The 19,151-nt window shown below is 74.1% G+C and carries 16 protein-coding genes, 1 pseudogene and 1 riboswitch; of the genes and pseudogenes, 8 read left to right on the forward strand and 9 right to left on the reverse strand.

Going from position 1 to position 19,151, the window contains the following annotated elements:
• Positions 1 to 325: 325 nt before the first annotated feature.
• Positions 326 to 549 (forward strand): annotated as a pseudogene (locus ACZ4U4_RS19625) (hypothetical protein); the annotation flags it as partial.
• A gap of 118 nt (positions 550 to 667) precedes the next feature.
• Here the strand turns inward: ACZ4U4_RS19625 and ACZ4U4_RS19630 are convergent.
• From ACZ4U4_RS19630 to ACZ4U4_RS19640, 3 genes are all read right to left on the reverse strand, one after another.
• Positions 668 to 2,107 carry an MFS transporter gene (locus tag ACZ4U4_RS19630; protein ID WP_467875707.1) on the reverse strand — a complete coding sequence of 480 codons (1,440 nt, stop codon included), beginning with the start codon at positions 2,105 to 2,107 and terminating at the stop codon, positions 668 to 670.
• A gap of 161 nt (positions 2,108 to 2,268) precedes the next feature.
• Complete coding sequence (locus tag ACZ4U4_RS19635; RefSeq protein ID WP_467875710.1) at positions 2,269 to 3,462, reverse strand: lipid-transfer protein; 1,194 nt, start codon at positions 3,460 to 3,462, stop codon at positions 2,269 to 2,271.
• A 57-nt stretch (positions 3,463 to 3,519) separates the two neighbouring features.
• Positions 3,520 to 5,730 carry an acyl-CoA dehydrogenase gene (locus ACZ4U4_RS19640; RefSeq protein WP_467875712.1) on the reverse strand — a complete coding sequence of 737 codons (2,211 nt, stop codon included), beginning with the start codon at positions 5,728 to 5,730 and terminating at the stop codon, positions 3,520 to 3,522.
• Between the two features lie 103 nt (positions 5,731 to 5,833).
• On the opposite strand from ACZ4U4_RS19640, the gene ACZ4U4_RS19645 reads away from it, so the two are divergent.
• From ACZ4U4_RS19645 to ACZ4U4_RS19665, 5 genes are all read left to right on the forward strand, one after another.
• Positions 5,834 to 6,118, forward strand: a complete 285-nt coding sequence (locus ACZ4U4_RS19645) for a hypothetical protein (RefSeq protein WP_467875714.1) — start codon at positions 5,834 to 5,836, stop codon at positions 6,116 to 6,118.
• A gap of 281 nt (positions 6,119 to 6,399) precedes the next feature.
• Positions 6,400 to 7,059 carry a class I SAM-dependent methyltransferase gene (locus ACZ4U4_RS19650; RefSeq protein WP_467875716.1) on the forward strand — a complete coding sequence of 220 codons (660 nt, stop codon included), beginning with the start codon at positions 6,400 to 6,402 and terminating at the stop codon, positions 7,057 to 7,059.
• Positions 7,060 to 7,078: 19 nt separating this feature from the next.
• Positions 7,079 to 7,981 carry an N-acetylmuramoyl-L-alanine amidase gene (locus ACZ4U4_RS19655; RefSeq protein WP_467875719.1) on the forward strand — a complete coding sequence of 301 codons (903 nt, stop codon included), beginning with the start codon at positions 7,079 to 7,081 and terminating at the stop codon, positions 7,979 to 7,981.
• Between the two features lie 198 nt (positions 7,982 to 8,179).
• The gene (locus tag ACZ4U4_RS19660) at positions 8,180 to 9,028 is read left to right on the forward strand and encodes a hypothetical protein (RefSeq protein ID WP_467875722.1); all 849 of its coding nucleotides are present in this window, start codon (positions 8,180 to 8,182) and stop codon (positions 9,026 to 9,028) included.
• A gap of 215 nt (positions 9,029 to 9,243) precedes the next feature.
• On the forward strand, positions 9,244 to 10,254 hold the full coding sequence (locus ACZ4U4_RS19665; RefSeq protein ID WP_467875724.1) for an LLM class F420-dependent oxidoreductase: 1,011 nt from the start codon (positions 9,244 to 9,246) through the stop codon (positions 10,252 to 10,254).
• 52 nt (positions 10,255 to 10,306) lie between these two features.
• Here ACZ4U4_RS19665 and ACZ4U4_RS19670 read toward each other — a convergent pair whose 3' ends face one another.
• From ACZ4U4_RS19670 to ACZ4U4_RS19685, 4 genes are all read right to left on the reverse strand, one after another.
• The gene (locus ACZ4U4_RS19670) at positions 10,307 to 11,116 is read right to left on the reverse strand and encodes a maleylpyruvate isomerase family mycothiol-dependent enzyme (protein WP_467875726.1); all 810 of its coding nucleotides are present in this window, start codon (positions 11,114 to 11,116) and stop codon (positions 10,307 to 10,309) included.
• Between the two features lie 83 nt (positions 11,117 to 11,199).
• Positions 11,200 to 12,270: a prenyltransferase gene (locus ACZ4U4_RS19675; RefSeq protein ID WP_467875729.1), complete on the reverse strand. Its 1,071-nt coding sequence runs from the start codon at positions 12,268 to 12,270 to the stop codon at positions 11,200 to 11,202.
• Positions 12,267 to 13,001 (reverse strand): class I SAM-dependent methyltransferase, encoded by a 735-nt coding sequence (locus tag ACZ4U4_RS19680; protein WP_467875731.1) that lies wholly within the window; start codon positions 12,999 to 13,001, stop codon positions 12,267 to 12,269. Before ACZ4U4_RS19680 ends, ACZ4U4_RS19675 begins: the two co-directional genes overlap by 4 nt.
• Before the next feature lie 57 nt (positions 13,002 to 13,058).
• Positions 13,059 to 14,420, reverse strand: coding sequence for a glycosyltransferase family 4 protein (locus tag ACZ4U4_RS19685; RefSeq protein WP_467875734.1), 1,362 nt, complete (start codon positions 14,418 to 14,420; stop codon positions 13,059 to 13,061).
• 239 nt (positions 14,421 to 14,659) lie between these two features.
• Between ACZ4U4_RS19685 and ACZ4U4_RS19690 the strand changes: the two genes are divergently transcribed.
• A complete protein-coding gene (locus ACZ4U4_RS19690; protein ID WP_467875736.1) occupies positions 14,660 to 15,304 on the forward strand; it encodes a TetR family transcriptional regulator in 645 nt (214 codons plus the stop codon).
• A gap of 305 nt (positions 15,305 to 15,609) precedes the next feature.
• On the opposite strand, the gene ACZ4U4_RS19695 is transcribed toward ACZ4U4_RS19690, so the two are convergent.
• Both ACZ4U4_RS19695 and ACZ4U4_RS19700 read right to left on the reverse strand, forming a co-directional pair.
• On the reverse strand, positions 15,610 to 15,846 hold the full coding sequence (locus ACZ4U4_RS19695) for a ferredoxin (RefSeq protein ID WP_467875739.1): 237 nt from the start codon (positions 15,844 to 15,846) through the stop codon (positions 15,610 to 15,612).
• Positions 15,846 to 17,297, reverse strand: a complete 1,452-nt coding sequence (locus tag ACZ4U4_RS19700; RefSeq protein ID WP_467875742.1) for an aldehyde dehydrogenase — start codon at positions 17,295 to 17,297, stop codon at positions 15,846 to 15,848. The genes ACZ4U4_RS19695 and ACZ4U4_RS19700 overlap by 1 nt, the downstream gene beginning before the upstream one ends.
• 378 nt (positions 17,298 to 17,675) lie before the next feature.
• Between ACZ4U4_RS19700 and ACZ4U4_RS19705 the strand changes: the two genes are divergently transcribed.
• Complete coding sequence (locus ACZ4U4_RS19705) at positions 17,676 to 18,725, forward strand: MBL fold metallo-hydrolase (protein WP_467875744.1); 1,050 nt, start codon at positions 17,676 to 17,678, stop codon at positions 18,723 to 18,725.
• Between the two features lie 195 nt (positions 18,726 to 18,920).
• Positions 18,921 to 19,007, forward strand: a riboswitch (cobalamin riboswitch).
• The last annotated feature ends 144 nt before the right edge of the window (positions 19,008 to 19,151 follow it).

A 19,151-nucleotide genomic window follows, 5' to 3' on the forward strand; every position in this document is an offset into this window, starting at 1 on the left:
AGGCGTCGGCCGCCCGGTGGCTGCGGGCGGTGGCCTCCGGGGCGGGTGGCCGGGCCTGGATGGCTCGGACCGTGGCGGGCGGTGGTCCCGGTGGGCGCCCGGTGGCTCCGGGGCGGCGGGGCCGGTGCGCTTCCGGTGGTTCCGGGGCGCGCCCGCGCTTTTAGAACGCGTTCTAGCCGATGGGCTCCTGTATAGCCGATCCGTCCGGCGCCCGGAACCCCCTGACGGCCCGTCAGTAATGGCCGGTCGGGTACACCGGTGACATTTGTCGGGCGGCCCGGCACGTCATCCGACTCTGCCCGGCCGCGCCGCCGCTGCGTAGCGTCTGCGCCGGGCGATGGAGGCGGGGCCGCCGGGTTCCTGGTGAAGGACGGGCCGGTGGAGGAGTTGGCGGCGGCGATCCGGCGGGTGCCGGCCGGGGAGCGGGTGATCGATCCGGGGCCGGCCGCGGATCGGATCGATCCGGGGCCGGCCGCGGCGGCGCTCAGCGCCGGGCCCAATCCGCTCACGCCTCGTGAACGCGATGTGCTGACCGCTGGGGGCGGCGGCTGCCGCAGGCGGGGACGGCGGGCCGGGGCCGGAGCTGGGGCTGAGGCTCGCGGCCGGGGCTCGCGGTCGGGGCTCGCGGTCGGGCCTGGTGTCGCATCGGCCGCCGTCCGCGGTGCGGTCAGCCGCGGGTCGCATCCTCCCGGCGGCGCGGCAGGGCGATGAGCATCAGGATGATCGCGGCGACCAGCACCAGCGCGCCGACGTGGAAGGCCAGGCCGTAGCCGCTCGCCAGGGCCGCGCGGCCGTCGCCGGTCAGGGCGTGGGCGGCGGCGACGGTGGAGAGGACGGAGAGGCCCAGCGCACCGCCCATCTGCCGGGAGGTGTTGATCAGCCCGGAGACCAGGCCCTGCTCGCCGGGGGCGGCGCCGGAGGTGGCGACGGCGGCGACCGGGGTGGCGGCCAGTCCGGCGCCGAACGCCATCAGGATGCCGGGGCCGAGCAGCGTGCCGAGGTAGGTGCCGTGGACGCCCATGGTGCCCTGCCAGACCATGCCGCAGGCGGAGAGCCCCGCACCGCAGATCGCGAGGGTCTTGGCGCCGATCCGGTGCATCAGCTGCGGGGCGAGCTTCGAGCCGATGACGATGCTCAGCGAGTGCGGGATGAAGGAGAGTCCGGCCCGCAGCGGGGAGTAGCCGAGGACGTTCTGCATGTAGAGGGAGAGGAAGTACCACATGGAGAACATCGCGGCGCCGGAGAGCAGCATCGCGGCGTTGGCCGAGGAGACCGCCCGCATCCGGAACATGCCGAGCGGCATCAGCGGTGCCTTGGCGCGCGCCTCGACGGCGAGGAAGGCGGCGATGACCGCCAGCCCGGCGAAGAGCGGCAGCAGCGCGGCGGCGGAGCCCCAGCCGGCCGTCTCGGTCTGCACGATGCCGTAGGCGACGAGGCCGAGACCGGCGGTGGCCAGCAGCGCGCCGGGTATGTCGAGGCGCCGGGCGGTGGCCTGACGGCTCTCGGTGAGCCAGAGCACGGCGCCGACCAGCACCAGCGCACCGACGGGGACGTTGATCAGCAGCACCCAGCGCCAGGAGAGGTACTGCGTGAGCACCCCGCCGACCAGGCCGCCGACCGCACCGCCGCCGGCGCCGACCGCTGTCCAGGTGGCGATGGCCCGGGTGCGGGCGGGGCCGGTCGGGAAGGAGGTGGTGAGGATGGTGAGGGTGGCCGGGGAGAGCACGGCCGCGCCGATGCCCTGGAGGGAGCGGGCCACGATCAGCTGCCAGGGCTGCTGCGCCGCTCCCCCGGCGAGGCTGGCGACGGTGAAGAGCGCCAGGCCGAGGACGAATATCCGCTTACGGCCGAAGAGGTCGGCGGCGCGTCCGCCCAGGAGCATGAAGCCGGCGAAGGTGATGACGTAGGCGTTGACGATCCACTGCAGGCCCAGCTCGCTCAGGCCCAGGCCCGACCGCATGGCGGGGAGCGCGACGTTGACGACCGAGACGTCCAGGATGACGAGGAACTGACCGGCGCAGACCAGCAGCGTGACGAGCCAGCCGGGCGCGGTGCTTCCGGTGCGTGGGGGTGCGGGCAGGGCGGTGGACGTGGCAGCAGACGGCATGGGCCCATGGTCGCACCCGCCGGACCGAACAGGTATCGGATATCGGGCCGGTCCCGGCCCCGTCGCAGGTCGCGGGCATGGTCCTAGGACCTACGACCGATGCCGCCCCAGAGAGGGCCGGTTCGGGGTCCGCACACCGCCCAACTCCCCTCCATCCGGGGTCACTTGCGGAGCAGGGTCACCACCGCGGCGCCGCCGAGGCCGATGTTGTGGGCGAGGCCGGTCCGGGCCCCGGGCACCTGCCGTTCACCGGCGGTCCCGCGCAGCTGCCACACCAGCTCGGCGGCCTGGGCGAGGCCGGTGGCGCCCAGCGGATGCCCTTTGGAGATCAGCCCGCCGGACGGGTTGACCACCCAGCGGCCGCCGTAGGTCGTCGCGCCGTCGGCGACGAGCGCCCCGGACGCGCCCTCGGCGCACATGCCCAGCGCCTCGTAGGTGAGGAGTTCGTTGACGGAGAAGCAGTCGTGCAGCTCGATGACGTCGACGTCCTCGATGCCGAGGCCGCTCGCCTCGTAGACCTGGCGGGCGGCGGCGCAGGTCAGCGGGGTGCCGACGACGTCGGTGCAGGTGCCGGAGGCGAAGCTCTCCTCGGTGTCGGTGGTCATGGCCTGGGCGGCGATCTCGACGGCGCGGTCGGCGAGGCCGCGGGACTCGACGAACCGTTCCGAGACGACGACCGCGGCGGCCGCGCCGTCCGAGGTCGGGGAGCACTGGAGCCGGGTCAGCGGGGCGTGCACCACGGGCGCGGCGAGGACCTCCTCGACCGTGTAGACGTCCCGGAACTGCGCGTACGGGTTGTGCGCGGAGTGGCGGTGGTTCTTGGCGCCGACGGCGGCGAGCTGTTCGGCGGTGGTGCCGTGGCGCTCCATGTGTTCGCGGGCGGCGTTGCCGAAGAGCTGGGCGGTGGGCGGGGTCTTCGCGAAGCCGTGGGCGGCGGCCATCACGCCGTAGTGGCGGGCGACGGGTGAGGCCGCGAAGTCGCCGCTGCCGGCGCCCGCGCCGAGCGCACCGCGCCGCATCTGCTCGAAGCCGAGGGCGAGGACGCAGTCGTTGACGCCCGCCTCGACGAACTGGCGGGCCAGCATCAGGGCGGTGGCGCCGGTCGCGCAGTTGTTGTTGACGTTGTAGACGGGGACGCCGGTCGTGCCCAGGCCGTAGACGGCACGCTGACCTGCGGTGGACTGCTGGTGGCAGTAGCCGACGGGGACCTGTTCGACGGCGTCGTAGCCGATCCCGGCGTCGGCGAGGGCGTTGCCGCCCGCCTCCGCCGCCAGGTCCCAGTATTTCCGGTCGCCGCTCTCGGGTTTGGTGAAGGGCGTCATTCCGACGCCGACGATGTACGCCTTGCCGGTCATGGGGTCTCCTGGGGCGTCGACGGCCGGACGCGCCCGGGGGCGCGTCCCGGATGCTGGTCAGATGAGAGGGCGGGGCTCGGGATCGCGGGGCAGGCCGAGGAGGCGTTCGGCGACGACGTTGAGCTGGACCTGGGTGGTGCCGCCGGCGATGGTGAGACAGCGCGACATCAGGAAGCCGTGCAGGGCGCGGGCGCCGGGCCCCTCGTCGAGGGCGCCGTCCGGGCCGAGGAGCTCCAGGGCCAGTTCGGCGCTTTTCTGCTGGTGGGCGGTCTGGACGAGTTTGCGGACGCTGGCCCCGGCGCCCGGCTCCTCGCCGGCGACCTGCTGGAGGGTGGTGCGCAGGGCGAGGCAGCCGAGGGCGTGCGCCTCGGCGGCGAGCGCCCCGGCGCGGGCGCGGACGGCGCCGTCGCGGCGGGCGGCGTGGTCGAGGAGGGTGCCCAGGCCGGTGCCGAACGTCATCTGGTCGGCCATGTGGACGCGTTCGTTGCCCAGGGTGGTGCGGGCGACCTTCCAGCCGTCGTCGACGGCGCCGACCACCGCGTCGGCGGGCAGTTCCACGCCGTCGAGGAACACCTCGTTGAAGAGCGCGTCGCCGGTGATCTCGCGCAGCGGGCGGACGGTGATGCCGGGGGCGCGCATGTCGACGACGAAGAAGGTCAGGCCGCGGTGTTTGGGGGCGTCGGGGTCGGTGCGGGCGAGGAGGATGCCGTGGTCGGCCTCGCCGGCGGCGGAGGTCCACACCTTCTGGCCGGTGATCCGCCAGCCGTCGGCGGTCCGCTCGGCGCGGGTGCGCAGCGACGCCAGGTCCGATCCGGCCTCGGGTTCGGAGAAGAGCTGGCACCAGGCGAGGTCGCCGCGGAGCGTCGGCGGCAGATAGCGGGCGCGCTGTTCCTCGGTGCCGTGGGTGAGGAGGGCGGGGACGACCCAGGTGGCGATGGAGAGTCCGGAGATCTCGATTCCGGCGGCGGCCGTCTCCTGCTGGATGGCGAGCTGCTGGACGGGCCCGGCGCCGAGCCCGTACGGGGGCGGCAGATGCGGGGCGGCGTACCCGGAGGGGGCGAGCGCACGGCGGGCGGCGGCGGGATCGAGGCCGCGGGCGGCGTCGAGGGCGGTACGGGCCTGCTGCCGGAACTCCTCGGCGGCGGGCGGGAGTTCGAGGTGCAGGGTGCGGCGGGCGCCGTCGGCGGCGAGGCGGACGGCGCGCTGCCGGTGGGTGTCGCCGGGGCCGAGGAGCTGGCGGGTGGCGGTGGCCCGGCGCAGATGCAGATGGGCGTCGTGTTCCCAGGTGAAGCCGGTGCCGCCGAGGATCTGGATGCAGTCCTTGGCGCAGTCGGAGGCGGCGTCGAGGGCGGTGGCGGCGGCGAGGGCGGCGGCGAGTCCGCGTTCGGCGGGCGGCGCGTCGAGCGCCCGCGCCGCGTCCCAGACCAGCGCCCGGGCCGTCTCGCAGCGGATCAGCATGGTGGCACAGAGGTGCTTGACCGCCTGGAACTGCCCGATGGGCCGCCCGAACTGGACGCGGACGGCGGCGTGTTCGGCGGCGGTACGCAGGGCGCGGGCGGCGGTGCCGCAGCTCTCGGCGGCGTACAGCACTCCGGCGAGGTCCCGGACGAGTGCGGAGTCGATGCCGATCCGCCGGGCGGCGGGCACGGTCACGGCGTCGGCCCGCACCTCGGCGGTGGGGCGGGTGGGGTCGGCGGCGCTCTGGACGCGGAGGGTGAGGGCGGCGGCGTCGACCGCGAACCAGAGGGGTGCGGCCGGAGCTTCCCCGCCGCCCGCGGTTTCCGTGGCGGCCAGCAGGATCAGGTCCGCGGGGCCGCCGCCGACGACCGGGGGCGCGGTGCCGTCGAGGAGGTAGCCGTCGGGGGTGGCGGTGGCGGTGAGGGTGCCCGGGCCCAGGGCGACGGCGGCGATCCGGTCGCCGGTGGCGAGCGCCGCCGCGAGGCCGTCGGCGCCACCGCGGTGCAGCAGTGCGGCGGCGAGCACAGTGGGCAGATACGGCCCGGGGAACAGCGCGACCCCCAACTCCTCCAGCACGACGGCGAGTTCGAGGACCGATCCGCCGCCCCCGCCCACCCGCTCCGGAAGGTGCAGCCCGAGCAGCCCCTGGGCGGCCAGCTCTCCCCAGTACGCGGGCCGCTCCCGGGCCGCCGCCCCGGCCCCGCCGGCGTCGACCGTCGCGCGCACCGCCTCGGGCGGTACGGCCCGTGCGGCCCAGCCCCGCACCGCCTCGGCCAGGTCACGTTGGTCCTGCGTGATTCCGATGCCCATGGCGGGCAGAGTAGAACACGTTTCAATCTGACGGAAGGTCAGATACGGGGTGGATGGCGGTCCGCGGCGGACGGCCTCGGGCGCGGCCCCGTAGGCTCGCCGCGTGACATGGAGCGAGGCCGAGTACCGCGCCTACCTGGCGGGCGAGCGGCGGCTCTACGCCTGGACGCTGTGCCGGTACGGCGACCGGGCACCGGACGAGGCGTGGACCGCGGCGCTCGCACGCTATCCGTACGAACCGGCCGGCGCGCCGCTGCGCGGGCTCATCTTCCACGACGAGGCATGGCACTGGGCGATGCTGACGCTCCACGGCGAGGGCTACCGGCGCCGCCGCCCCGAGCTTTCCGATCCGCCGCCCGCGTACGAAGAGTTGGCCCAGGACGTGTGAACGGCCGCCGCTGCCGATTCCGTCCCGCATTCCGCTCCCCCTTTCCCGGCTCCGATTCCCGCATACCGGCCGGTGAATTGCCGGTAATCCGGAATGGCCGCCGCACCCGCCACGGGAGAGCACGGAATGCGCTCTCCGGAATACGGATCCGCGGCCCCTCTTTCCGGATTTCCTTGCGCTCACCGCCCCCAGCCGAACCGTCCCCTCCCCCATACGGCACCATGACCCACCGGGCCCGCCCCTGGCGGAATCCCCTCGGACCGTACGACCAGGAGGACGCCATGGCCGCCGTGCCCGCCGACGTTCAGATCGCGCCGCAGACGCTCGCCGCCTTCGAGGCGGCCAAGGGGTTCATGCCCGTGGACGAGGGGCGGGCGCTGTACGCCGCCGCGGTGGAGGCGGCGGCGCTCGGGCTGCCGCTGCTGGAGGTCGGCACGTACTGCGGGCGGTCCACGATCCTGCTCGCCGACGCGGCGCGCGCGGCGGGCGTGACGGCGCTCACCGTCGACCACCACCGGGGCAGCGAGGAGCAGCAGCCGGGGTGGGAGTACCACGATCCGTCGGTGGTCGACCCGGAGGTGGGCCGGATGGACACCCTGCCGACCTTCCGCCGCACCCTGCACGCGGCCGGTCTGGAGGACCACGTGATCGCGCTGGTCGGGCGGTCGCCGCAGGTCGCGGCGGTGTGGGGGGCGCCGGTCGGGCTGGTCTTCGTCGACGGCGGGCACACCGACGAGCACGCCACCGCGGACTACGAGGGCTGGGCGCCGCACCTCGCGGAGGGCGGGCTGCTGGTGATCCACGACGTGTTCGCGGACCCGGCGGACGGCGGGCAGGCGCCGTACCGGATCTACCGGCGGGCGCTGGAATCCGGCGCGTTCACCGAGATCTCGGTCTGCCGTTCCCTCCACGTACTGCGGCGCACCGGCCCCGGAATCTGAGCGGGCTACCATCACGGACGTGTTCTCCGGCCCCTCCTCCACGTTCCCCGAGCCCCGTCGTCGCAGGCGCGGTGTCCTCGTCGCCGTTCTGCTGGTCGCGGTGTTCGCCGCCGGGGCGGCGGGCTGGTTCCTCCGGCAGGTGGGCAGCGACAAGCCGCCGACGGCGGCGCCGGGCGGCGCGTCCGCCTCGCCCGGCCCGTCGGACTCCCCCACGGGGCACGGCGCGGGTCACGCCCCTGCGGGGCACGCCGGGCTGAGCGGCAAGGTCGTCCTTCTCGACCCGGGGCACAACCTCCGCAACCGCGACCACACCGCGGAGATCGCCCGCCGGGTGGACGTCGGCAACGCCCGTAAGGAGTGCGACACCACCGGTACGTCGACCGACGACGGCTACGCGGAGGCGTCGTACACGCTGGATGTGGCGCGGCGGGCACGGGCGTTGCTCCGCGCGGAGGGCGCGAAGGTGGTGTTCACGCAGGACGGTGACCGGCCGTACGGGCCGTGCGTCGACGAGCGGGCGGCGCTGGGCAACACCGTGCACGCCGATGCCGCGGTGTCGGTGCACGCGGACGGTTCGGCCGTCGGCAACCGCGGGTTCCATGTGATCCTCCCGGCGCGGGTCACCGCGGGGAAGGCCGACACCTCCGCGATCGTGGCGCCGTCGCGGGCGCTCGGCGAGCAGCTGGCCGGGCGCTTCAAGGCGGCGACGGGCAGCGCCCCCTCCAATTACCTCGGCCAGGGAACGGGCCTCGACGTCCGTTCCGATCTCGGCGGTCTCAACCTTTCGAAGGTGCCGAAGGTCTTCATCGAGTGCGGCAATATGCGCGATCCGAAGGACGCCGCGCAATTGACCGATCCGCAGTGGCGGCAAAAGGCCGCGCGCGGGATCGCCGAGGGCATTACGGACTTCTTGGAGCATTGAGACGGACCTCCCGGAACACCGGGCACGGAATGCGCCCCCACAGGTTCCCGGTGTTCCCTTGCGGTGTACCGACCGGCAGGACGGCCCGCCCGCCCGGGCGATAGGTTCGCCTCTACGATGGGGGGCCACCGCCGCGCCTCCCGCCGCGTACACGAGCGACAGCGACGATCCGAACCCGAACCGACAAAGGACCTTTACGTGAACATCCGCTCCCTCAGTCGAGGTGACGGCGTGGTGACCGGAGCAGCGGTGTTGCTGTTCATCGCCTCGTTCCTCCCCCTCTATTCGACCGGCACTTCCGACTGTGTCGGCAAGTACTGCCCGGCGCCGTCCTCGGGCCCCAACGCCTGGGACGCGCTGCAGCTGCTGATGAGCGTGTACCTCGCGGGCGTCATCGCCGCGGCCCTGATCGTCCTGGCGCGGGCGCTGCCGCAGCCTCCGAAGGTCCTCGGCCTGGAGCTGGGTCAGATCGGCGTCGTGCTGTCCGTGTTCGTCGCCTGGACCGAGTTCTGGTGGATCGTCAGCGGCAGCGGCGCCTCGGCCGGCATGATCCTCGGCCTAATCGCCGCGCTGGTGCTGGCCGCGGGGGCCGTCGCCACGCCGCTGGTCCCGGCCCTGGGCGCGCCGCTGCTCGGCGCCCCGAAGCCGCAGGCCGCGACGCCGTACGGCACCGGCCCGCAGCCGGGTTACGGCTACCCGGGCGCGCAGCAGCAGCCGCAGGGCCAGGGGTACGGCTACCCCGGCGGCGGTCAGCAGCAGCCCGACCCGGCGCAGCAGAGCTACGGCGGCCAGCAGCCCGCGGCGGCCGGCGGCACGGTCGGCGGCGCGCAGGGGGCGGCGGCCCCCGCGGAGTTCGCGGCGTTCTGGTTCGCGGTGCCGGTGGCGCGTCCGCTGTACGGCGAGGACGGTTCGCCGTCGCCGATCGCGGAGCTGGCGCCCGGCACCTGGTACCTCGCGGTGGAGCAGCGCGGCCAGGCCCTGATCGCGCAGACCCAGGACGGCCGTCGCGGCGTCCTCCAGGACACCACCGGCATCCAGCGCGGCTGACGCACCCGCCACCGACGGCCCCCTCGCCTTTCCGGCAGGGGGCCTTCGTGTTGCCCGGGGCGGTCCGGGGTGCTTCACCGACGCGGGCCGCGGCGCCGCACGAGGACCATTGCACCGGCAGGCACCGCACCGTACAGTGCGCCCACCCGACCGCTCCTGACGTAGCGTCAGTTCTGGTACGGGCTCTGCGGTTTCTGGCGGCGGGAGGGGCGGGCATGCGACTGGGGCTGGCGCTCGGCTACTGGGGCCGCGGCCCCGACCCCCGCCATCTGGAGCTGGCCCGCGAGGCCGAACGGCTCGGCTACGCCTCGGTGTGGACCGCGGAGTCCTGGGGGTCGGACGCGTTCACCGCACTCACCTGGATCGCCGCACACACCTCCCGGATCGCGCTGGGCACCGGCATCGCACAGATGGCCGCGCGTACCCCGACGGCCACCGCGATGCACGCCCTCACCCTCGACCATCTCTCCGGCGGACGGCTGCTGCTGGGCCTGGGGCTGTCCGGGCCTCAGGTCGTCGAGGGCTGGTACGGGCGGCCGTTCCCGGCGAGCCCGCTGACCGCGACCCGCGAGTACGTCGACATCGTCCGCCAGGTGCTGCGGCGCGGCGCCCCGGTGACCTCGGACGGGCCGTACCACCCGCTCCCCTACCGCGGCGACGACGCCACCGGGCTCGGCAAACCGCTCCGGCCGATCACCCACCCGCTCCGCGCCGACCTGCCGGTGCTGCTCGGCGCCGAGGGTCCCAAGAACATCGCGCAGACCACCCGGATCGCGGACGGCTGGCTGCCGCTGTACTGGTCGCCGCTGCGCACCGACGTGCACGAGGAGTCGCTGCGCGAGGCGCCGGCGGGCTTCCGGATCGCGCCGCTGGTGCGGGCCGTGGTCTGCGACGACGTCGCGGAGGGGCTGTGGCCGGTCAAGGCGATGCTGGGCTTCTACATCGGCGGCATGGGGCACGCCGCGAAGAACTTCCACGCCCGGCTGATGGCCCGGATGGGCTTCGCCGAGGAGGCCCACCGCATCCAGGAACTCTTCCTGGCGGGCCACCGGGACGAGGCGGTACGGGCCGTGCCGGAGGCTTTCGCCGACGAGATCTCGCTGGTGGGCCCGCGGGAGCGGATCGCGGAACGGCTGGAGCTGTGGCGGACCGGCCCGGTCACCGACCTGCTGGTGACCGCGCCCGATCCGCACACGCTGCGGGTGCTGGCGGAGCTGACGGCGTAACGGCACGGCGGCCCGGCGGCCCGGCGGCCCGGCGCGGCTCCTGACCCGGCGCTCAGCCGAACGTCGCGTACACCAGCCAGTCGTCGAGCACCTCGCGCTCGCCGATGATCTCGACGCGGTCGCTGTCGGCGGGCAGCCGCTGGAAGGCGAGCAGGAGCAGGTCGGTGAGGGGGCCGCGGACCGCCACGGTGGCCTTCTCGTGGGCGCGGCGGTGGACGACGCGGTCACCGGAGAGGTCGAGGAGCCATTCGGCGGTCAGCTCCGGCGGGGCGTCGGTGGCGTGCAGATGGACCGAGCGGCCGGGCGCGAACGGCGACTTGATGCCCTCGCGGGCGGCCAGCCGCTCGGCGACCTCGGGCAGCGCGCCGAGCTGGAACCACTCCTCCAGGCAGTCCGCCGCCATCTCCGGGGCGACCTCGAAGGGCACCCCGGCGGTCAGCGCGGCGTCGGCGCGGTGCACGACCGTCTCGTGGGCCATCCGCCGCGACCAGAACCCGGCCCGCCGCTCCGGCGTCCACGTCCACACCGCGGCCTCCGGACCGGCCTCGCGCAGCGTCCGCACGGTGGCCTCGGCGCCCTCGGCGAGCCAGCGGTCGAGGGCGTCCGGGTCGTCGCCCTCGGGGCCCTGGACGTCCGGGATGTCGCTGAACGGGATGAATTCGGTGGCGCGGCGGGCGACCGTCGCCCCGGCCCAGCGGTGCGCGCCGCCGACGTGCCGGATCAGGTCGGCGAGCTTCCAGTCCGGGCACGTCGGCACGGTGGCGGTGAGATCGGCGCCGCGCACCGTGTCACGGAACGCCTCGGCCTCCGCGAGGAGTTCGGCGCAGTACCGCTCGTGGCTGAGTGATCCTTGGAGTGTCATGGGCGCACCGTAATACGGCGGCTCCCGGGACGCGCCGGATTTTCCCGAACATGCGGGCGAGCCGTTTTCGCCCCGGGGTGCGGTCAGCGGCAGCAGTCCGGGGCGAGGCCGGTGGGAAGGTGCTCGCCGCCGAAGACCGACGTGGTGGCCTCGTCGCCGCCGAGCGCCGCCACCGCGAGCAGCAGCGAACCGGCCGTCCAGGAGGTCCGCTCCCGTGGCCAGATCACCTCGTCGTCGAAGACGTACCCGGTCCAGTACATGCCGTCGTCGGCGCGCAGGTGCTGGATCCAGCTGAGGATCTGCACGGCGCGGTCGGACTCGCCCATCGCCCAGAGCGCGAGGGCCAGTTCGGCGCTCTCGCCGCCGGTGACCCACGGGTTGGGCAGCACGCAGCGGACGCCGAGCCCGGGGACGACGAACGCGTCCCACTGCGCGTCGATCCGGTCCCGGGCGGCTCCGCCGCGGACCGCGCCGCCGAGGATCGGGTAGTACCAGTCCATGGAGTAGCGGGACTTGTCGAGGAACCGTTCGGGGTGCTCGCGCAGCGCGTGGCCGAGTCGGCCGAGCGCCAGCTCCCAGTCGGGCTGCGGCTCCTCCCGCTGCTCGGCCATGGCCAGCGCGCACCGCAGTGCGTGGTGGACGGAGGACGAGCCGGTCAGCAGCGCGTCGGTGACGGGCGTGCCGTCGTCCTCCCGCTTCCAGCCGATCTCGCCGCCGGGCTGCTGGAGCGCGAGGACGAACTCGATCGCGGCGTAGACGACGGGCCACATGCGGTCGAGGAACGTCTCGTCGCCGGTGGACAGGAAGTGGTGCCAGACGCCGACCGCGAGGTAGGCGCAGAAGTTGGTCTCCCGCCCGCGGTCGGTGGGCGCGTCCGCGTCGCCGTCGGCGTAGGCGGCGTACCAGGAGCCGTCCAGGTTCTGGGTGCGGCGCAGCCAGTCGTACGCCGCCGCGGCGCGCTCGTGCTCACCGGCGGCATCGAGGGCCATGGCCGCCTCGGTGTGGTCCCACGGGTCGAGGTGGTGACCGCAGAACCAGGGGATGGCGCCGTCGGTGCGCTGGGTGGCGAGGATGCCGGCGACCGTACGGGCGGCCTGTTCGGCGGTGAGCACCCCGGGGAGGACGAGGCGTTCGGTGCGGCCGGGACTGGTCACTTGGCGGCCGCCTCGGGCAGGTGCGGCTTGGTGGCGTAGGCGACGAAGCTCTTGCCGATGAGGGGGTTGAGCGCCTGCTCGGCGACCCGGGTGGCCAGCGGCTTCTTCATGATGTCCCAGACCAGCAGCTTGTGGTACGCCTTCACCGGCAGCGCCTGGTCGTTGTCGACCCCGAAGGCGCATTTCAGCCACCAGTAGGGGCTGTGGAGTCCGTGGGCGTGGTGGGTGCCGTACGGCTTGAGTCCGGCGGCGCGCATCTTGGTGAGGAGTTCGTCGCCGCGGTAGATGCGGATGTGGCCGCCCTCGACCTCGTGGTACGCGTCGCTCAGCGCCCAGCAGATCTTCTCGGGGCCGTAGCGCGGGACGGTGACGGCGATGCGGCCGCCGGGGCGCAGCACCCGCACCATCTCGGCGAGGACGCCCTTGTCGTCGGGGATGTGCTCCATGACCTCGGAGATGATCACGACGTCGAAGGAGTCGTCGGGGAACGGCAGGGCCAGCGCGTCGCCCTCCATGGCGGTGGCGGTGGCGCCGGCGGGCGCCTCACCCGCCTCCTCCATGGCGGCGAACCACTTGGCGACCTCGCGGATCTCGTCGGCGTTCCGGTCCAGGGCGACGACCTGCGCGCCGCGGCGGTAGCACTCGAAGGCGTGGCGACCGGCGCCGCAGCCCAGGTCGAGCACGCGGTCACCCGGGGCGAGCGGGAAGCGGGAGAAGTCGACGGTCAGCACGGCGTTCTGCTTTCGTCCGGCGGGGCGGGGCGGTGGGAACTCTGGGGCGGGTACGGGCTAGACGCGCCCGGCGGCGCGGCGGGCGGGGGCGGCGCCGGACTGCCGGGCGATGGCCTCGCGGTAGCGCTCGGCGGTGCCGAGGGCCGCCTGCCGCCAGGTGAAGCGGGCGAGGACGCGCTCGCGCCCGGCGGCGCCCAGGCGGCGGCGGAGGGCGGCGTCGCCGAGGAGGCGCAGCAGTCCGCCGGCGAGGGCTCCGGCGTCGCCCGGCGGCACGGCGAGGCAGGTCTCGCCGTCCGGCCCGGCGACCTCGGGGATGGCGCCGCCGGTGGTGGCGAGCAGCGGGGTGCCGGTGGCCATCGCCTCGGCGGCGGGCAGCGAGAACCCTTCGTAGAGGGAGGGGACGCAGGCGATCTGGGCGCTGCGCACCAGGTCGACCAGTTCGGCGTCGGTGATCCCCTTGACGAACTCGATGGCGCCCGCGAGGCCGAGGCGTTCGACGGCGGCGGCGACCGGTCCGTCGTCGGCGCGCTTGCCGACGACGACGAGGTGCGCGTCGGGGTGTTCCGTACGGACCTTGCCGAGCGCCTCGACGAGGTGGATCAGGCCCTTGAGGGGGACGTCGGCGCTGGAGGTGGTGACGATGCGGCCGGGCACCTCGGGGACGGACGGGTCCGGGGCGAAGAGGTCGGTGTCGGCGCCGATGGGCACGACATGGATGCGGTCGCCGCGGACGCCGAGGTCGTCGATGATCTCCTGGCGCGAGGAGCCGGAGACGGTGAGGACGGACGGCAGGCGGCGGGCGACGCGCTTCTGCATCCGGGTGAAGCCGTACCAGCGGCGGACCGAGAGGCGGCGAACCGTTCCGTCGGCGGCGGCGAGGTCGAGGCGCCGGTCGACGGTGATGGGGTGGTGGACGGTGGTGACCAGCGGGGCACCGAGCGCGCCGGGGCCGCCGAGCAGGCCGTAGCCGAGGGTCTGGTTGTCGTGGACGACGTCGAACTCGCCGCGGCGGGCGGCGAGGTGGCGCCGGGCCCGCAGCGAGAAGGTGAGCGGCTCGGGGAAGCCGCCGGTCCACATGGTGGCGACCTCCAGCGCGTCGACCCAGTCGCGGTACTCGCCGCGCTTGGGCGTACGGAACGGGTCGGGCTGGCGGTAGAGGTCGAGGCTGGGCAGCTCGGTGAGCGGGACGCCCTCGTCGAGCACCGGGTAGGGCTGGGCGCCGATGACCTCGACGGTGTGTCCGAGGCGGGCCAGTTCGCGGGAGAGGTGGCGTACGTAGACGCCCTGTCCGCCGCAGAACGGGTTCCCCTTGTACGTCAGCATCGCGATGCGGAGGGGGTCGTCGCCGTGCGGCCGGGCGGTGGTGGAGGGAGCGCCACCGGGGCGGGGCGTCGCTGCCTGGACGGCCTCTGCGGTCACGCGCGGCCCCCTTCCTCACTGGACGTCCGCCGGAGCGTAACCGCTGACGGTAATCTAGAACAAGTTTCAGAACTGAAGAGCTACTGATCAGTTCACCAGCTGTTGAATCTACCGGCCGGTCACGGAGCCCGAGGAGCCGCATCGGGTGATTCGCGCCACGGCCGGGCCCCTGACATGCTGTGCCGATCGCACCACCGGCACAGCCCGCATCGCGGACGGAATGCCACGGAATGGGATATATGACTACGGAATCCAAGGCGGCCAGGCCGGCACTTCCCGCGAGTCCACCCCTGACCGAACGTCAGGAGGCGCGGCGCCGACGCATCCTGCACACCAGCGCCCGGCTGGCCGGCCGCGGCGGCTTCGACGCCGTCCAGATGCGCGAGGTCGCCGAATCCTCCGGCGTCGCCCTCGGCACCCTCTACCGCTACTTCCCGTCCAAGGTGCACCTGCTGGTCGCCACCATGCAGGACCAGCTCCAACACCTGCACACCACACTCCGCAAACGCCCGCCGTCCGACGAGGACCCCGGCGCCCGCGTCGCCCAGACCCTCATGCGCGCCTTCCGCGCCCTGCAACGCGAACCCCACCTGGCCGACGCCATGGTGCGCGCCCTCACCTTCGCCGACCGCTCCGTCAGCCCCGAGGTCGACACCGTCTCCCGCCTCACCACCACGATCATCCTCGACGCCATGGGCCTCGACACCCCGCCCACCCCCGAACAACTCTCCGCCGTCCGCGTCATCGAACACACCTGGCACTCCGCCCTGATCACCTGGCTCTCGGGCCGCGCCTCGATCGCCCAGGTGAAGATCGACATCGAGATGGCCTGCCGGCTGATCGCGGTTACGGGGAGTGGAGGGGCGGGGCGGGAGGGGCGGTAGGGGGTAGGGGTGGTGGGCGCTGCGGGGTGGTGAGCGCGCCAGAGCGGTGAGCGCGGCGAGGTTAACCCTGGGTGGTGGGCGGGTAGTTGGCCCGCGAGGGGCCGTTTTCACCCTTACGGGATGAGCCCTACGGGCCAGGCAGGCGGAGCGCGGCGCGGGCCGGGGATCCCTTACGGGGGATCCCGTAGGGGTACGAAAGCCCCCTCGCGGGCCAACTACCCGCCACACCAGCGGAGTTAACACTTCCCCGCCCCCGCCTCCCCCGGACCCCGCCTCCCCGGTGCCACAGGGCACCCTCCCCGCCCTCACCCCTCCTCCGGCGGGAACACCGCCTCCCCGCTGCCGGCGAGGGTGAGGACGATCGCCTCCACCGGGCAGCCCTCGGCCGCCGCCAGGACGGGTTCCGCCGCCTCCGTCTCCGCGCCCACCGGGTGGGACTGGCGGGCGGCGTCGAGGCGGAAGCGGTCCGGGGCGGTGGCGGCGCACATGCCGGAGCCGATGCAGATACGGCGGTCGACGTCCACCTGCCAGCGGTCGCCCATCACGCACCCGCCGGGAGGTGGATCATCTTGTGCTCCAGGTATTCACCGAAGCCCTCGGGGCCGAATTCGCGGCCGATGCCGGAGTTCTTGTAGCCGCCGAACGGGCCGAGCATGTCGATGCTGAAGGTGTTCACGGAGTAGGTGCCGGTGCGGACGCGGCGGGCGAGGTCGATACCGCGGTCGGTGTCGGCGGTCCACACGGAGCCGGACAGGCCGTACTCCGAGTCGTTGGCGATGCGGACCGCCTCCGCCTCGTCCTCGTACGGGAGCAGGCAGATCACCGGGCCGAAGATCTCCTCGCGGGCGATGCGCATGGCGGGGGTGACGTCGCCGAAGAGGGTGGGTTCGACGTACCAGCCGGTGGGTTGGGAGGCCGGGACGGAGCCGCCGGCGAGGAGCTTGGCGCCCTCCTGCCGGCCGAGGGCGATGTAGTCGAGGGAGCGTTGCTGCTGGCGGCGGGCGACGAGGGGGCCGAGTTCGGTGGCGGGGTCGAGGGGGTCGCCGACGGTCAGCGCACCGGCGGCGGCGGCGAACCGTTCGGCGATCTCGTCGTAGTGCGAGCGCGGGGCGAGGATGCGGGTCTGGGCGACGCACGCCTGGCCGTTGATCATCCAGGCGAACGGGGTGATCCCGGCGACCGCGGCGTCGAGGTCGGCGTCGGGCAGGATCACCGCGGCGGATTTGCCGCCCAACTCCAGGGTGACGCGGCTGAGGTTGCGGGCGGCGACCTCCATGACGCGTTTGCCGGCGGCGACGGAGCCGGTGAACGACACCTTGTCGACGCCGGGGTGGCCGACGAGATATTCGCTGACCTCGCGGTCGGCGGGGAGGATCGACAGGACGCCCGGCGGCAGGCCCGCCTCCGTCGCGATGTCGGCGAGGAGGTACGCGTCGAGCGGGGTCTCCGGCGAGACCTTGAGGACGACGGAGCAGCCCGCGAGGAGGGCGGGGGCGAGTTTGGCGGCGGCGGTGAACTGCGGGACGTTCCAGGGGACGACCGCGGCGACGACTCCGGCGGGTTCGCGGCGGACGAGCAGCGGACCGAGGAGGCCGGCACGGCGTTCCTCGAAGGGGAAGTCGCGGGCGACGGTCAGCGCGGCGTCCCAGACCAGCATCGCGGCGAGTGCCTGGACCATCACGCCGGAGGTGTAGGGGGTGCCGTTCTCGGCGCTGATGACCTTGGCGATCTCCTCGCTGCGGACGGCGAAGGCGTCCTTGATGCGGGTGATGACCGCGATCCGTTCGTCGAGCGGGGCCTCGGCCCAGACGCCGGAGTCGAAGGAGGTGCGGGCGGCGGTGACGGCGCGGTCGACGTCGGTGCGGGTGGCGTGCGGGACGCGGCCGATGAGTTGTTCGGTGTGCGGGGAGATCACGTCGAGGGTGTCGGGTCCGGCGGAGTCGACGAGCGCACCGCCTATGTAGAGCTTGCCGTGTTCGACGAGGTCGCTCATGGCTGCCGCCTCCCGCGGTCGGCCGCCCCGTCCGGTGTCCGGGAGCGGGGCGGTGGCTTCCGTCAACTGCCTGCGCATCACGCGTTTCCGGCGCCGTCGCGGGCCGTCCGCCGGGGTGGGCGGGGCGGCATCGCAGTCCTGACGAAGCGATTCTGACGGCGCGTCAGTTATGGCTCGTTGAACTGATACCACCTACCAGGGCAGGAGTCCACAGGCCCTCCGGGAACCGGCGGCGGGCCCGCGCCGACACCGCCTCCGCGACCGCGGGTTCATTGAAACGCGTTCTAGTTATAGTGACGTGACGTATCGCTCCACGGCGGGCCGGTGCGTGCGTACGGACGTGGACCCGACGGGCAGGCACACCGAGAGGGGACCGGGATGACGCAGGTGACCGACCACCGGGGCGGGGTGTGGAGCATCTCCGTGCCGCTGCCCGGCAATCCGCTCGGCCACACCCTCGTCCACCTCCTGGAGACCGACCGCGGGCCGGTGCTCATCGACACCGGCTGGGACGACCCCGCCTCCTGGTCCGCGCTGGCCGCCGGGATCACCGCCTGCGGCTTCGCCGTCGCCGACATCCACGGGGTGCTCCTCACCCACCACCACCCCGACCACCACGGGCTGTCCGCCGCGGTGCGGGAGGCGTCCGGTGCCTGGATCGCGATGCACGAGGCGGACGCCGACGTCGTCCGGCGCACCCGGGAGGCGCGGCCCGCCGCGTGGCGGGCGCAGCTGGCGGCGAAGCTGGCCGCAGCCGGGGCGCCGGAGGAGCACCTCGCGCCGTTGCGGACGGCACGCGGCGGGGAGCTGCCCGGCCGGCGGGCGGCGCTGCCGGACCGGCACATCGCCCCGGGTGAGCTGCTGGAGCTGCCCGGCCGCCGGTTGCGCGCCGTCTGGACGCCGGGGCACACGCCCGGGCATGTCTGTCTGCATCTGGAGGAGGCGCATCCGGGGCGGGCGCCGGGGGCGGGCGGGGACGGTCCGGGCGCCGGGTTCGGGCGGCTGTTCTCCGGTGATCATCTGCTGCCGGGGATCAGCCCGCACATCGGGGTGTACGAGGGGCCGGGCGAAGCGCCGACCGATCCGCTGGGCGACTATCTCGCGTCGCTGGAGCGGGTGGCGCGGCTCGCCCCGGCGGAGGTGCTGCCCGCTCATCAGTATCCGTTCCCCGATGCGGCGGGCCGGGCGCGGGAGCTGCTGGCGCACCACGAGGCGCGGCTGGGCGGGCTGGTGCGGCTGCTGGCGGAGCCGTTGACGCTGTGGCAGCTGACGGTGGCGATGGAGTGGAACCGCCCGTGGGAGCGGATCCCGTACGCCTCGCGGAACATCGCGGTGGCGGAGGCCGAGGCGCATCTGCGGCGGCTGAGGGTGCTGGGCCGGGCGGCGGCGGTCCCGGGGTCGGATCCGGTGACGTACCGGGCGGTGTGAGGCGTACGACACGGAGGGCGGCCGACGGAGACGGGGCGGCCTGGTGCCTCGGTGGCGGCCGTGCCCCGGGAGGCCGTCGCGCCCGTGGTGCCGGGTCCGTGGGGCCGTCGTACGGCGGTGGCCGGGCCCCCGTCGCCGGTGGGTCCGGTCGGGTGACCGCTAAAATGTGCCGACAACTCCATGCGTGCCCGATCGGGGGAAGCCGGTGAAAATCCGGCGCTGACCCGCAACCGTCAGGGCGGATGTGCGCCGTGCGCGCGCTCCGTCCGAGCCGGAACACCCGATGGGGCGCGACAGGCTCCCGCCGCCGGCGGGCCGCACACGGCGGCCGGACCGGTGGCGGCACCGTCGAGGTATACGGAGCTGAGCCCGGTGCCCTCGCGTACGGCCCCGGCCGCCCGCGCAGGTGGACGGCCGAGCATGGCC

It is taken from the genome of Streptomyces sp. NPDC029159 (genome assembly GCF_055564055.1).

Excerpts from the sequence above, each read along its gene's own strand:
- ACZ4U4_RS19670 (WP_467875726.1), bottom strand. The coding sequence starts at position 11,116 with ATGACACTCCAAGGATCACTCAGCCACGAGCGGTACTGCGCCGAACTC.
- ACZ4U4_RS19635 (WP_467875710.1), bottom strand. The coding sequence starts at position 3,462 with ATGACCGGCAAGGCGTACATCGTCGGCGTCGGAATGACGCCCTTCACC.
- ACZ4U4_RS19640 (WP_467875712.1), bottom strand. The coding sequence starts at position 5,730 with ATGGGCATCGGAATCACGCAGGACCAACGTGACCTGGCCGAGGCGGTG.
- ACZ4U4_RS19650 (WP_467875716.1), top strand. The coding sequence starts at position 6,400 with ATGGCCGCCGTGCCCGCCGACGTTCAGATCGCGCCGCAGACGCTCGCC.
- ACZ4U4_RS19630 (WP_467875707.1), bottom strand. The coding sequence starts at position 2,107 with ATGCCGTCTGCTGCCACGTCCACCGCCCTGCCCGCACCCCCACGCACC.
- ACZ4U4_RS19700 (WP_467875742.1), bottom strand. The coding sequence starts at position 17,297 with ATGAGCGACCTCGTCGAACACGGCAAGCTCTACATAGGCGGTGCGCTC.
- ACZ4U4_RS19690 (WP_467875736.1), top strand. The coding sequence starts at position 14,660 with ATGACTACGGAATCCAAGGCGGCCAGGCCGGCACTTCCCGCGAGTCCA.
- ACZ4U4_RS19665 (WP_467875724.1), top strand. The coding sequence starts at position 9,244 with ATGCGACTGGGGCTGGCGCTCGGCTACTGGGGCCGCGGCCCCGACCCC.
- ACZ4U4_RS19695 (WP_467875739.1), bottom strand. The coding sequence starts at position 15,846 with ATGGGCGACCGCTGGCAGGTGGACGTCGACCGCCGTATCTGCATCGGC.
- ACZ4U4_RS19705 (WP_467875744.1), top strand. The coding sequence starts at position 17,676 with ATGACGCAGGTGACCGACCACCGGGGCGGGGTGTGGAGCATCTCCGTG.